The organism is Paenibacillus nanensis (genome assembly GCF_003583765.1).
Taxonomy (GTDB): Bacteria; Bacillota; Bacilli; order Paenibacillales; family Paenibacillaceae; genus Pristimantibacillus; species Pristimantibacillus nanensis.
Genome location: NZ_QXQA01000007.1, coordinates 38862 through 52915 on the forward strand (window position 1 = coordinate 38862; position 14054 = coordinate 52915).

Genomic DNA, 14054 nt, shown 5'->3' on the forward strand with positions numbered 1-14054 from the left:
AGGTGGCTTATGCCGGGGAAGCAATGGATTAGCGTGGACGTTGGGGGCACCGAGATCAAATACGCCGTCTTCGCAGAGAATGGGAATATCGTCTGCCACGATAAGCGGAAGACGCCTTCAGGCGCAGCGAATATACGCATTCCCGAAGCTGTCGTAACGATCGTGCAAGAGATGACGGACCGTTACGGTCTCATGCAAGGTGTCGGAATCAGCACAGCCGGAGTGGTGGACACAAGGAGCGGGGAAATCATTTTTGCCGGCGGCACCATTCCCGAATACAAGGGAACCAATTTGAAACGGGCCGTTGAAGAACGGTTCGGGCTCGTTACTAAGGTGGCGAACGATGTAAACGCCGCCGCGGTCGGCGAATGGTGGAGGGGCGCGGCGGAAGGCGTCGACGATTTTTTTTGCATGACGCTTGGCACGGGGATCGGCGGCGCATTGTTTTGCGGCGGTCGGCTGGTTGCCGGCGCCCACTTCCGCGCTGGGGAGATCGGCCATTCTCTTTATGACAAAAACAGCGGCACCACCTATGAGCAAAGGGCATCCATGTCCGCGTTGTTGAAGCAGGCAGCTAACAAGCTGCCTGACTTTGACGGCAGCGGATTTACGCTGTTCGAGGAAGCGAGGGCCGGTAACAAGCCGTACTTGGCCGTAATCGACAGGTGGACGGAAGAGATCGCCAGAGGCATTGCGGACATCATCGTGATGGCTGACCCGGCGCTCATCGTTATCGGCGGAGGCGTATCGGAGCAAGGCGATTATTTGCTGAACAAATTGAAGCTGCAAGTGTCGGGCTTTTTGCCTCCAGGCTTCTCCCAGTCGGAGCTGGCGGTTGCGAAGCTCGGCAATAAAGCCGCGCTGTATGGCGCGATATATCCTTACTTCAAAGAAGAGATGGAGAGATGACGATGAGCAATACCGAAACGTTTGAAGGCATTTACGTCGCGATGTATTCAGCCTACGACGAGCAGGGGGAAGTAGACGCAGAGCGCGTGAAGAAGCTAGCGCGTTATTATGCCGGGAAAGGAATTAAAGGCTTGTACGTCGGAGGAAGCTCTGGCGAAGGCATTCTGCAGACGGCTGAAGAGCGCAAGCTGGTGCTGGAAGCGGTTATGCAGGAAATACGAGGCGAATTAAAAGTAATTGTGCATGTAGGCGCGAATTCGACTCGAGAGAGCGTGGAGCTGTCCAAGCACGCGGAGGCTCACGGCGCTGACGCGATATCCGCCGTTCCCGCCATTTACTACCGCCTGTCCGAGGCCGCTGTTGAAACCCATTGGCAGCAAATGATCGACAGCAGCAATCTTCCGTTCATCATTTATAATATTCCGCAGACAACAGGCTTTCAGCTGTCGCCGAAGCTGCTTGAGAAGCTGGCCAAGCAGCCAAAAGTAATCGGCGTGAAAATGTCCGGGGAGAGCACGTTCGACCTGCAGCAATATAAAGTTGCGGGCGGCGAAGATTTCCTTGTCTTAAACGGACCGGACGAGCAGTTCCTTGCAGGCAGAATCATGGGAGCCGACGGAGGAATCGGAGGAACCTACGGCGTGATGCCGGAATTGTTCTGTAAGCTGAATGAACTGTATTTGGCTAATCGCGTGACGGAGGCGCAGGAGCTTCAATATAAGATTAATGCCGTTATTAAACGCTTGCTTGCTTATCCGTCTCTTTACGGAGCAGCTAAATATATCCTATCGCTCCGCGGCGTAGAAACAGGTCAGCCTCGATTGCCGCTGCTGCCTGTTCGCGAAGAGGATCATGCCTCGCTAGCCGTCTTGAACGGCGATATTTTGGCGCTAGTCGCCGAATACGGCATTCAATAAGGAGATGACCTCATATGCTCGACAAAATAAAAGGCGGTTTGGTTGTATCATGCCAGGCTCTGGAGCATGAGCCGCTGCACAGCTCGTTTATTATGAGCAAGATGGCGCTGGCGGCCAAAGAGGGCGGAGCGGCCGGCATCAGAGCCAATTCCAAAGCGGATATTATCGCAATAAAACAGGAAGTGGAGCTTCCCGTCATTGGCATTGTGAAGCGCGATTACGAGGACAGCGATGTGTTCATAACGGCGACCCGCAAGGAAATCGACGAGCTGCTGGAAAGCGGCTGCGAGATGATCGCGATGGACGCAACGCTTCGGAAGCGCCCCGGCTCCGATACGATAGCCGCATTGGTCGCTTATTGCCGCAAAAAAAATCCGAAAGTGCAGCTGATGGCGGACATATCGACATTGGAAGAAGCGGTCGCAGCGGAGGTGCTTGGCTTTGACTGCGTCTCCACAACATTGCACGGCTATACGCCTTATACGTCTCATACGAAGCTTTACGAACAAGATTTTGCTTTCCTGAAGGCGGTTATCGAAGAAATAAGAGTGCCCGTAGTGGCGGAGGGCAATGTGCTGACGCCGGAAATGTACCGCCGGTGTCTAGAGCTTGGCGCGGCTTCCGTCGTTGTCGGGGGAGCCATTACGCGGCCGAAGGAGATTACGGCGCGTTTCGTGAAGGCCGGCTCTTCTATTCATAACGGAGGCTCCGCATAAGTCACGCAAGGACTGCACGCATTAAAAATGGCGATACAGGGTTTCTCCCTGCATCGCCATTTTTTGCTTCTTGCGTGTATTATTCGCTTCGAACGATGCGAACCCCGATTTGGGGTTAATCATCGGACGGTTTATCCATACGGGCCGCCGGCACGCGGACAGCGACGGTCGTACCGATTCCAAGCGTGCTGTCCAGCGTTAAGCCGTAGCCCTCCCCGTAATAATAGCGGATGCGGTCATGCACGTTTTGAATGCCGATATGCTCTTCGCTCAAGGTGTCGCCCGTCTGCTTCAAGCGCAGCCTTAACCCTTCGAGTGTATCCTGGTCGATGCCCGCTCCGTTGTCGGAAACGGTAATGACGAGAGCTTGTTCCTCCTTAAAGGCTGCCACCTTAAGCATGCCGGGACCGTTCTTTCGCTCTAAGCCGTGAACAACCGCGTTTTCGATGAGCGGCTGCAAGGTGAAGTGGAGTACAGCCATATCCTCCGTGCCGTCTTCCAGCTCCTCGGAATATTGGATTTTGTCGCCGAACCGCATCTGCTGCACTTTAACATACAGTCTTGTATGCTCGAGCTCTTCTTGCAGCGAGACGTTCTCCTTGCCCGTCCGGATATGAAGTCTGAACAGTCTGCCAAGCAGACCGACCATTTCCCCGATATCCCGCTGCCCGGACAGAATGGCCTTCATCTGGATCGATTCGAGCGCATTTGCAAGGAAATGAGGGTTGATCTGACTTTTGAGCGCGCCATATTGTGCAAGCTTATGCTGGGCCATCGTATGCGAAGAACGTTCGATATGCGACTCAAGATCCTCAACCATTTTTCGAATGCCGCGGTAAAGAACGCCGAACTCGTCCTGGCGCTCGCTGTCCAGGCTGACGTCGAACTTCCCCATCCCGACGGCTCTAACCTGGCTGCTTAAATAAATGATCGGCTTGGTAACGCGCGCCGACAGGATCAGAAGGAAAAGCAGCGCCGCTCCGATGGAGCAAAACGTAAAGGCCAGCATCAGCTTGCGGAACAGCTTGGCGTCTTTGGTCATCTCCTGCTCCTCAATATATTGAATGACCTTCCAGCCGGAATAGGAGGAGGTGACAAAGTTGACGTACGACCGCTTGCCGGACAAGTCGGCGTAGAAGCTGCCCGTTTCCTTATGCATGACGCTCTGAAGCGCCGGAGTCCGGGATACTGGGAGGACCAGCGGGGTCTGCTGTTCTTCGCGCCGCTCCTGTTCGGAGGAATAGACGATGACGCCCCTGTCGTCGACGATAAGAAAATTACGGTTCCGGTTCTCCGATAAGCTTAAAATTTCCTTCAAGGAATCCAGACGGATATCGACCAGGATGACGCCGAGCGGGTCGCGCGTGCCCGTCTTGTTAATCACTCTGGCGATGGAGATGACGGGCTCGGACGCATTAACCCGGTTGAACGGAAGATGGGCGCCGATAAGCGTCGCTTTGCCTTCACCCGCAAGCGCCGCCTGATACCATTCCGCCTCCTTGAAGTCGATATCCTCGTAATCGCCTTGATTGAAATTCATGGAGTAGAAGATCCGGTCCCCCGCGTAAATTCGCACGCTGTCGACGTTTTTGATCGTCATCTCGATCATGCTGACGAAATTTTCGATCACGTTGCGGTATTGAAGAGTTTGTTCCACGCCTTCCGTGCTCGTATCGGTGCCCCAGCTTTGAAGCGAGCTTTGCAGCTGCTCGTCCAGCTGAGCGGATATGGTTCCCTTTTCGATGCTTTGCAAATATTGGTCAATATTAAAGGATAGCTGATTTAAAATAAGACTGGCGCTGTCCCGGTACTCTTTCTTGACGCTTTGCACCATGAAGCCGTACGCGACGCCCGACATGCCCAGCAGCGGTATCGTAATCGTGAAGATGGAGAGCAGAAATATTTGATGGTTGACGCGCTTCAGCTGGAAGCGGGCAGTCAGTCGTTTTAGAAAACGCATGGACTCACAATCCTATTCTTTTACGGTAGTCGGTTGGGGTCATGCCAACCAAGCTGCGGAACGTCTTGACGAAGTGTTTATAGCTTTTGTAGCCGCACATGCCGCAAATCTCGGTTACAAGATACCGGGAGTCGCGCAAATAGTCCTGGGCCGCCTGGATCCGGATTTCCGTAACAAATGTCATATAGTTTTTGCGCAGCTTCGATTTGAAAAGTCTGCTGAGATAGGACGGATTATAGAAGAAGCGGTCGGCAACCATTTGAAGGGTAACGTCCTCGCTTATATGCTGCCGGATGAAAGCTTCGATTTGTTCGAAGACGAGATGCTCCTGCGCCGGCGATTTCGTCCCGCGCTTCTTGTAATCTTCGCTCAGCTGCATGACCCAATCCGAGATCCATTCAAAAAGCTCCTCCACCGTAGCGAAGTCGTCTATGAAGGTGAGCCTCAGCAGCTTTTCGCTGTAGATGTCCTCAACCTGCAGCCCGCTTTGATGCGCGAGCCGAAGCGTAACGCTCATGAGTTCTTGAAGGAATGCAAGCCACAAGTCGATTCCTGCAGGAGAGGAAGGACGGTAGGATTCCTTGCAAAGCCGCTGCATCAGCAGCTTGATCTCGTCGGAACGCCCCTCTTCGACGCACGCGATTAACGCTTCGCGGTCTTCCTTCTTCAGTTGAACCGAATGTGCGGAATCGTCGGGATCCTTCGTCCCGTAGGCATCCAGCCGGAACTGCTCGCGGGCGGAATCGAAGTATCGCATGTAGAGCGCTTTGTCCGCCGCTTTCAACTCGGATGCGGCCTGGGCTAAATGGCCTGCGGTCCGGCCGATCGATATAAAAATTCGAAGGGCCGTCTCTTCGGCGGTCGTTCGCCATATCTCCGAATACAGATCGATGACGGCTGCTTCCGCATCGCCGCCGTGGTCCGAATCAAAGGCGAGCACCGTATACAGCTTGCTGCCGCTCGTATAAGTCATCACTCGCCGCATTGCCGGAAGCCGCTGGAGCTCCTCCACAACGCGCTCCTTTAATTTGCGCAGGACAGCGCGGCTTTGCAGCAGCTCATTCGGACTGGCGCGAAGAGGACTCGGGCAGGCGGCAATGACCGCGAGATAGGAGCACGCAAGCGTCTCCAGCTCGAGGAATGGCTGCAAATCGGAGCTGTCGACTACGGCGTCGTCCAGCAATTGCTTAATCGCGTCGCCGTATTTGTAACGCGTATTTTCCTTGGCGGCATCTTCGAGCTCGAGGCGCGAGCTTCGGTCGATCCGTCTTCGTTCGAGCTGGTCCAGACAATCCTTGACTGTAGCCATGCTTTCCTCATACTCCAACGGCTTCAGCAAATAGTTGCGGACATTGCCGATTTTTATCGCGCGCTGCGCGTAATGAAACTCATTGTAGCCGGTTAGGATAACGAACAATGCATCAGGCAGCTCGGGCCTAAGACGCTCGATCATTTCGAGCCCGTCCAGCTCCGGCATCCGGATATCGGTAATAATCAAATCTGGTTTATCCTGCAGGGCGAGACGAACGCCTTCCATGCCGTTCTCGGCTTCGAGAATAACGTCGACCCCGAGGTCCTTCCATGGGAAATAATGCGTTAAACCTGCGCGAATGAGCGGCTCATCCTCGACGATCATTAGTTTGTACATAGCGCTCTCCTAAGGGATAATAGATTCATAGGACCATTATAACGGAAAAATAAAACGCATACATCGAGTTGAACGCTTAAAAAATGCAGAATCAAGCAATAGGTCATTTTAGAGCCATGAATGTAAAAGTAACGGGATTTTCTCAGGAACCCGTCGTCCACTATGCTAGATTCACGGGAGACAGGTCGACATGATCTTCCGAAATAAGAAAACGGGGGTAATGAAATGACAGCGATACGCAAACCATTCGTACTAGGCTTCGTGCTTTCCATGCTGATCATGTTGATTGCAGCGTGCAGCTCCGGGAATAACGGGAATTCGGAAGGCAATGCCAGCTCCGGCGAGAAGCCGGCCGAATCGAATCAGGCGTCCGAGACACCTGCTGAGCCGGTTGAAATTACATGGTGGAATTTTCCTAACTATCAGCCGCTTGACGGCGAAGTCGGGAAGTACGAGAAAGAAATTATTGCAGCATTCAATCAACAATACCCTGACATTAAAGTTAACCTGGAAATGATCACATTCGACGGCGGCCCGGAAAAGCTGAACATCGCGATTTCGACCAACTCGGCCCCGGATCTGATCTATGACGCGCCAGGCCGAATTATCGATTGGGCGAAAAAGGATTTGCTCGCGCCGCTCGACGATATGGTGACGGACGAAGTCAGAAGCGATATTTCGGAGGCGCTGTGGAAGCAATCCATGGTAGGCGGCAAAACGTATATGTATCCGATTAACACCGCGCCTTTTATGATGGCTGTTAATAAAACGGTATTCGAGAAAATGGGCAAGCTGGACCTGCTGCCGCTTGACCGTCCGGACAGAACGTGGACATTCGAAGAGTATAAAACGGCCTTGCAGGCCGTTAAGGACAACGCGCCTGACGTTATTCCATCCGGCTTCTTCGCGAAGAGCCAAGCCGGCGACCAAGGAACTCGCGGTTATATTACAAATCTTGGCGTATCCCGTTTCTTGAATGAGGATTACAGCGCAGTCGCCATTAATACGGACCAAGCCGCCGCGGCACTCGACTGGATCGTTCAAGCGCAGAAGGACGGATTAATTGTAAACGGGTCCGCTTCTTTGGCGGCAAGCGATGTGAACGATTTGTTCCTGCAAGGAAAGCTTGCATTCACCATCAACTATTCCGCGGTATTGAAGGCGCAGAATAAGACGCTTAAGAAAGCGGAATTCGAAGAAGTGCTGCTTCCATTCCCGACTCTGGACGGGTCTGAGCCGAAGCTTGAGCCGTATCTTGGCGGCATGGCGATCTTCAACAACAAAGACGAAGCGAAAATCGCGGCTGCTAAGAAGCTGATCGATTTCATCGCTAACGATCCGGAATGGGGCAAGAAAAACTTGATCCAAACCGGCGGATTATCCGCGCGCAACTCGATCACCGGCCTATATGAAGACGAAGATTACAAATACTCGGAGTTGGCTCGGAAATTCATAACGGATCCTCCGACAATCGCCGACGGTTATGCGGAGATCCGCACTTATTGGTTCCCTGAGCTGCAACGCGCGCTGCTGGGAGCCGCAACCGGCAAGGAAGCGCTCGATGCTTTCGCTGAGAAAGCGAATGAGGCGATCAGCAAAGCGAAGGCTGCACAATAGCTCAGATTGGTTTTGGAGCAGCGTATGAACGGTTCGCTGCTCCTTTCTTTTTACCGCATAAGTAAGGAAGGGAGAGATCCATGTGTTGTCACCAGCTTTAAGAACAAAACGATACATCTGGCGCGACTGGCTGATGAGCTATCTGTTTCTGCTGCCCGCATTGGGATTTTTCCTGCTGTTCGTTGCGTATCCGATGCTTAAAGGGATTTACATTAGCTTTTTTAATCATACGCTGAACCAATTTGAATTTGTCGGCTTGGATAATTACAAGTTTTTGTTCCATGACGAAACGTTTATCAAATCGATGCGAAACACGGTTCTGATCGTGTTGATCGCAGTTCCGATCGTCATTGCTTTCTCCGTTTTCGTAGCGATGACCATTTACAAGAAATCGGAATGGCTGCGTTCGCTGTTTAGAGGCATATTTTATTTGCCTGCCGTATCCTCCGTCGTCAGTATTACAGTGGTATGGGCATCGATTTATGATCCCAACTTCGGGATTTTGAACTATATAACCAGTTTTTTCGGTATGGATCCAATCGCTTGGCTAGGCGATCCCGATACCGCCCTGTATGCGATTATTCTCGTGTTGATTACAACGTCAGTCGGCCAGCCCATCATTCTATATGTCGCTTCCTTGGGCAATATCCCGGCGTCCTACATCGAGGCTGCGCAAATTGACAGAGCCAATTCCGGACAAATCTTTAGAAAAATCATTTGGCCGATGCTGATGCCGACCAATCTTTACATTATTGTCATCACGACGATCAATTCGTTCCAAGTTTTCGCAATTATCCAACTATTGACCTCCGGCGGTCCGATGTACGAGACGTCAACGGTTATGTACGGCGTGTACGAAAAAGCGTTTGTGCTCGGCAACTTTGGTCTAGCCTCCGCTATGGGCGTGCTTCTAGCTATCGTGATCGGCGTTATTTCAATGATTCAATTCAAATTTTTAGGCAGCGATGTGGAGTACTAGGAGGGGGAACATGAGGCTCAACAGAAGTCCTATCATATCCAATATCATTGTGGCGGCATGCGCTTTGTTGTTTATTTTTCCGTTTTATTGGATCATAACGGGCGCGTTTAAGGTGCAGGACGTTGCCGTCGCCATTCCGCCGGAATGGTTTCCGCTGGAGCCGACGCTCGAGAACTTTGAGACATTATTTAAAAATCCGGTATGGCGCTGGACGCTTAACAGCTTCATAGTTGCCGGCGGAGAGATGGTCGGCGTTTGTCTCGTCGCTTCTATGGCCGGATATGTGCTGGCAAAAAAATCGTTCCCGGGACGCGTCATCATCTTCTCCATGTTTGTGGCCGCTATGGCGCTTCCTAAGCAGGTCATACTGGTGCCGCTGTTTACGATGCTTGCCGACTTCGGCTGGATCGATACGTATAAGGGGCTTATTCTGCCTGCGATCGGCTGGCCTTTCGGTATATTCCTGATGAAACAATTCGCGCAGACGATTCCGGGCGAGCTGATGGAAGCCGCCAAAATTGACGGCTGCAGCGAAATACGGATGTTTTACAGCATTATCTTGCCGCTGCTCAAGCCGGCAATGGGCGCGCTCGCGATCTTTACCTTTATTAATGGCTGGAACGATTACTTCAGCCAATTGATCATGACGCGCTCGACGCCGATGATGACGCTGCCGCTTGGCGTTGCGACCTTAAAGGGCGAATATACAACCCCTTACGGCGTGTTGATGGCGGGCGCCGCTATCGCTTCCATTCCAATGATTACGATTTTTGTCTTATTCCAAAAAGCGTTTACGCAAGGTCTTACGATGGGCGCGGTAAAAGGGTAGAAAGTAAGGGTTTGACGGCAGCAGGGAGAGTGATCTATTGTGCCGCCGTAAGCTTAACGCTTCCTATATTTAATAGGGAGCGTTTTTTCTGTCTTCACCTGGCACGTGGCTGACCAGCGCATTTCCTTGATGTCTCGGCTTGAACGCTGTCGGCGAATAGCCGGTCCAGCGCCGGAACTGCCGGGAGAAGTGGCTGGCCGACTGAAAGCCGAGCCTTTCCGCAATTTCGGAGACAGGCAAATACGTTTTGACAAGCATCTCCTTGGCGAGCATTAGCTTTCTACGGCTTACGTATTGCCGCGGCGACAAGCCGTAAACCTTGGTGAACAGCTTGGTGCATTGGCTGCGGCTCATGTTCATCTCTTTCGCCACGCTCGCGATCGAGACATGATCGGATAAGCCGAGCGACAGCCGCTCCTCGATCGCATGGGCAGCGTCGGCGGCGGACGGTGTTACGCTGACCGCATCAAGGGCCGCTTCGCCTTGTACACGGATTAACGCAAGCATCTCGCGGATAATGAGCAGGATGTTCGCTTGGAGCAGCAGCTTATCCTCAAGCGGCGTGCCAGCCCCGGCTGCTCCCCCTTCAGGGACATGCTCCGTCAATTCCCGAAGCTCTTGAATGTAACGGCCCAGCCTTTCGGAGCCCGCAGCCTCAGCTGCGGGCACAAGCCGGTAAGGCGCCGCGCCGAGCAGGCTTCGAATTTCCAGATCGTCCAGGTCGAAATGCACATTAATAAACTCATAATCGGCAGGGGAAGTGTTTGCGCTTTTGTGCCGCTCCCCGGCGTTGATCAGCAGCCAATCCCCCGGTCTGAGAATAACGGTCGTCCGGTTAATTTCTTGTTCCACCTCGCCGCCCAAACAGCATAACAGCTCGAACAGATGATGATGGTGCCGCGGATATTCCCAGCCGGACGGAAATTTGCCGATATGAAATCCGGTCAGCTGAAGCGTAGAGGTCATATTGGGAAGGCTGGTCACATTCTGCATGAAGTATCACTCTTTCGCTCGATATTATGCTTTATTTTATCACAACGATAAGCGGTTCAGGCGAACAAATGGTACAAATGGTAAATAAAATGCACCATTTGGCGATTGAGGCATGGATAGGCATCTCGGATAATGAAGCTGACGTCATCTATTTGTGGAGGGTTATTATGGCTAATCTCGAAGTGAGAGGCTCGCAATTTTGGCTGAATGGGGAACCGATCCGGATTTTATCCGGCGCCATTCATTATTTTCGGGTTGTTCCGGATTATTGGGAGGACCGTTTGCTCAAGCTGAAAGCTTGCGGCTTCAATACCGTGGAAACCTATATTCCGTGGAACCTGCATGAGCCGGAGGAAGGGAAATTTATGTTCGAAGGACTGGCGGATGTCGAGCGGTTCATCGCGCTCGCCGGGGAGCTCGGTCTGCATGTTATCGTCCGCCCGAGTCCGTATATATGCGCGGAGTGGGAATTCGGCGGACTGCCTGCTTGGCTGCTGCGCGAACCGGAAATTCAGCTGCGCTGTATGGACGAACGTTATTTGCGCAAGGTTGACGCTTATTTCGACGTGCTCATGCCAAAGCTAGTGCCGCTTCTCAGCTCAAACGGCGGACCGATTCTCGCCGTGCAAATCGAGAATGAATACGGCAGCTACGGCAATGACAAGAACTATCTGACTCATTTGAAGAACGGTATGCAAGAGCGGGGAGTGGATGTATTGCTGTTCACCTCGGACGGACCGACGGATCAAATGCTGCAAGGCGGGACGCTGCCTGACGTGCTGGCTACGGTGAACTTTGGCTCCAGGCCCGAGGAGGAGTTCGCGAAATTCCGGGAGTACCGACCGGAGGAGCCGTTATTTTGCATGGAATATTGGAACGGCTGGTTCGATCATTGGCTAAAGCCGCATCATACCCGGGATGGAGGAGATGTCGCCGACGTGCTCGACCGGATGCTTGCCGCAGGCGCTTCCGTCAACTTCTACATGTTCCATGGCGGAACGAACTTCGGATTCTATAATGGGGCGAACTTTCAAGACAAATACGAACCGACCGTTACAAGCTATGATTACGATGCGCCGCTGTCGGAATGCGGGGATGTAACCGAAAAGTATATGGCGGTGCGCGAGGTGCTGCGCAAGCACGGCGCCGATGTTCCGGAAGCTCTTCCGGAGCCGTCCCGCAAGAAGCGTTACGGCAAGGTAGCGATGACGGAAGCGGCGGATTTGTTCGCGAATCTCGAGCCGCTGTCGGCGCCTGTCCGAAGCGCCAGTCCGGAGCCGATGGAGAAGCTCGGCCAGAGCTACGGCTTTATTCTATACCGGACGCACGTGACGGGACCGAGAACGTCGCAGGAGCTGCATGTGCAGGATGTGCACGACCGGGCGCAGGTGTACCTGGACGGCCGGTTGATCGGAACGGTCGAGCGGTGGGACCAAAAGCCGATTATCGTGGATATTCCAGCGCAGGGCGCAGCTCTTGATATCCTTGTGGAAAATATGGGAAGGGTCAATTACGGGCCTCGTCTGAAGGATCCAAAGGGCATTACGGAGGGTGTGCGCCTCGATAATCAATTTCAGTTCGATTGGACGATCTATCCGCTGCCGCTTGCCGACCTGTCGGCATTGCCGTTCTCGGAGCTCCCGAACCGGCAGGCGGCTTTTGAGAATCCAACGTTTTACAAGGGTGAACTTGTCGTAGACGAGATTGCCGATACGTTCGTGCGCCTTGAGGGATGGACAAAAGGCGTCGTCTGGATCAACGGCTTCAATCTGGGCCGCTATTGGGAGAAGGGGCCGCAAAAAACGTTGTATGTACCCGGGCCGCTGCTCCGCAAGGGACGCAATGAAATCATTGTCTTTGAGCTGCACGGCGCAACAAAGCTTGAGCTCGAGCTGGCAGAAGCTCCGGATCTTGGTTAGAGGAGAAGCGGGAACATGAAAGGAACGGTGAAGGCTCATGAATGACAACAGACCGAATCTATTGCTGATTACCGTCGATCAAATGAGAGGCGACTGCCTGAGCATCCTCGGGCACCCAGTCGTCGAGACGCCGAATTTGGACCAGCTGGCGCGCAGGGGCATGCTGTTCCACAACGCGTATTCCTCGACGCCGACCTGCGTGCCCGCGCGCGCGGCGCTGTTCACCGGCATGAGCCCGCGTTCGCACGGCCGCGTCGGATATGAGGAGAAGGTGCCTTGGCGTTATGAGCATACGCTTCCGGGCGAGCTGGCCAAAGCCGGCTATCATACGCAGTGCGTCGGCAAAATGCATGTCGATCCGGCGCGCAGCCTATGCGGCTTTCATCACGTGATGCTGCACGACGGCTATTTGCATCATAACCGCTTCAAACATACGAATACGGTGGCGGAGTCCCATGACAGCTGCGACGATTATTTGCCATGGCTGCGGGAGCGCGCGGGGGCGAGCGCCGATCTCATCGATCTCGGCCTTGACTGCAACGCCTCCACCGTCGCCCGTCCTTGGCATCTGCCGGAGGCGCTTCACCCGACGAACTGGGTCGTGACGCAATCCATTGACTTTTTGCGGCGGCGCGATCCGGGCAAGCCCTTCTTTCTATGGAGCTCGTTCGTTCGGCCGCATCCGCCGTTCGACCCGCCGCAGGTGTATTGGGACCGGTATGACGGAGCGGATTTCCCGGATCCGGTCGTCGGCGATTGGGCGGAGCGGGATGATCCGGCGCGCAGCGGTCTCGATCCGGTGGCCCGGTCGGGCATCGTGCCGATAAGGCGTCTGCGGCGAGCGATGGCCGCTTACTACGCGCTCATCACCCATATTGACGACCAGCTGGGCAGGCTTATGAACGCGATGGAAGAATACGGCGTGTTAGACAATACGGTCATCGTCTTCACCTCCGACCACGGGGAGCTGCTCGGCGATCATCATCTGTTCCGCAAAGCGCTTCCGTACGAAGGCAGCGCGAAGGTTCCGCTTCTTATAGCCGATCCGGGAGGTAAGCTCGGAATCCGTCAAGGCGTGTCGGTCGACGCGGTTGCGGAGCTTCGCGACATAATGCCGACGCTGCTCGAATGCGCTGGCGCGGGCATTCCCGACACTGTGGACGGCGAGAGCCTGATGCGCGCGCGGGAACGCGCGCAGGAAGGCAGCTGGCGGCCTTACATTCACGGCGAGCACGCTTACGGCGAACAATCGCATCAGTATTTGACCGACGGCCGCCAAAAATATATTTGGTTTACGCAGACGGGAGAAGAGCAGCTGTTCGACCTGGAGTTCGATCCGCACGAGCTTGTGAATAGAGCCGGGGAGGCTTCGTATGCCGCAAGTCTGCTATTATGGCGCGAACGTCTCGTTCGCGAGCTGGACGGGCGGGAGGAAGGTTATGTGCAAAGCGGCAAGCTTGTCGTTGGACGGGAGCCGCGAACCTGTCTTCGCCACATCTTGCCGCAAGAAGGCTGCTAACCGGATTATGGAATGGAAGCCGCTTGCGGAATCACGAAGCAGAATGGA

Annotated in this window: 11 protein-coding genes; 8 read left to right on the forward strand and 3 right to left on the reverse strand. The window is 53.8% G+C overall.

What is annotated here, in order from left to right:
* Positions 1 to 9: 9 nt before the first annotated feature.
* Genes D3P08_RS12830 through D3P08_RS12840 form a run of 3 tightly spaced genes read left to right on the forward strand, consistent with a single transcriptional unit; the run spans position 10 to position 2542 of the window.
* Complete coding sequence (locus D3P08_RS12830) at positions 10 to 909, forward strand: ROK family protein (protein WP_119600092.1); 900 nt, start codon at positions 10 to 12, stop codon at positions 907 to 909.
* Positions 910 to 911: 2 nt separating this feature from the next.
* Positions 912 to 1826 carry a dihydrodipicolinate synthase family protein gene (locus D3P08_RS12835; RefSeq protein ID WP_119600223.1) on the forward strand — a complete coding sequence of 305 codons (915 nt, stop codon included), beginning with the start codon at positions 912 to 914 and terminating at the stop codon, positions 1824 to 1826.
* Positions 1827 to 1840: 14 nt separating this feature from the next.
* Positions 1841 to 2542, forward strand: coding sequence for an N-acetylmannosamine-6-phosphate 2-epimerase (locus D3P08_RS12840; RefSeq protein ID WP_119600093.1), 702 nt, complete (start codon positions 1841 to 1843; stop codon positions 2540 to 2542).
* Between the two features lie 115 nt (positions 2543 to 2657).
* Here the strand turns inward: D3P08_RS12840 and D3P08_RS12845 are convergent, their stop codons facing one another.
* On the reverse strand, positions 2658 to 4502 hold the full coding sequence (locus D3P08_RS12845) for a cache domain-containing sensor histidine kinase (protein ID WP_119600094.1): 1845 nt from the start codon (positions 4500 to 4502) through the stop codon (positions 2658 to 2660).
* Between the two features lie 4 nt (positions 4503 to 4506).
* On the reverse strand, positions 4507 to 6150 hold the full coding sequence (locus D3P08_RS12850) for a response regulator transcription factor (RefSeq protein WP_119600095.1): 1644 nt from the start codon (positions 6148 to 6150) through the stop codon (positions 4507 to 4509).
* A 225-nt stretch (positions 6151 to 6375) separates the two neighbouring features.
* On the opposite strand from D3P08_RS12850, the gene D3P08_RS12855 reads away from it, so the two are divergent.
* The 3 genes from D3P08_RS12855 (at position 6376) to D3P08_RS12865 (ending at position 9575) form a co-directional block, all read left to right on the forward strand.
* The gene (locus D3P08_RS12855; RefSeq protein ID WP_119600096.1) at positions 6376 to 7767 is read left to right on the forward strand and encodes an ABC transporter substrate-binding protein; all 1392 of its coding nucleotides are present in this window, start codon (positions 6376 to 6378) and stop codon (positions 7765 to 7767) included.
* 82 nt (positions 7768 to 7849) lie between these two features.
* The gene (locus tag D3P08_RS12860; RefSeq protein ID WP_476703856.1) at positions 7850 to 8746 is read left to right on the forward strand and encodes a carbohydrate ABC transporter permease; all 897 of its coding nucleotides are present in this window, start codon (positions 7850 to 7852) and stop codon (positions 8744 to 8746) included.
* A 10-nt stretch (positions 8747 to 8756) separates the two neighbouring features.
* Positions 8757 to 9575, forward strand: a complete 819-nt coding sequence (locus tag D3P08_RS12865) for a carbohydrate ABC transporter permease (RefSeq protein ID WP_119600097.1) — start codon at positions 8757 to 8759, stop codon at positions 9573 to 9575.
* A gap of 69 nt (positions 9576 to 9644) precedes the next feature.
* Here the strand turns inward: D3P08_RS12865 and D3P08_RS12870 are convergent, their stop codons facing one another.
* Positions 9645 to 10568 carry an AraC family transcriptional regulator gene (locus tag D3P08_RS12870; protein ID WP_119600098.1) on the reverse strand — a complete coding sequence of 308 codons (924 nt, stop codon included), beginning with the start codon at positions 10566 to 10568 and terminating at the stop codon, positions 9645 to 9647.
* A 167-nt stretch (positions 10569 to 10735) separates the two neighbouring features.
* Here D3P08_RS12870 and D3P08_RS12875 point away from each other — a divergent pair, with 167 nt between their 5' ends.
* The gene (locus D3P08_RS12875; protein ID WP_119600225.1) at positions 10736 to 12487 is read left to right on the forward strand and encodes a glycoside hydrolase family 35 protein; all 1752 of its coding nucleotides are present in this window, start codon (positions 10736 to 10738) and stop codon (positions 12485 to 12487) included.
* A 37-nt stretch (positions 12488 to 12524) separates the two neighbouring features.
* Entirely contained in the window at positions 12525 to 14006 is a 1482-nt protein-coding gene (locus D3P08_RS12880) for an arylsulfatase (protein WP_119600099.1), read from the forward strand.
* Positions 14007 to 14054: the final 48 nt, after the last annotated feature.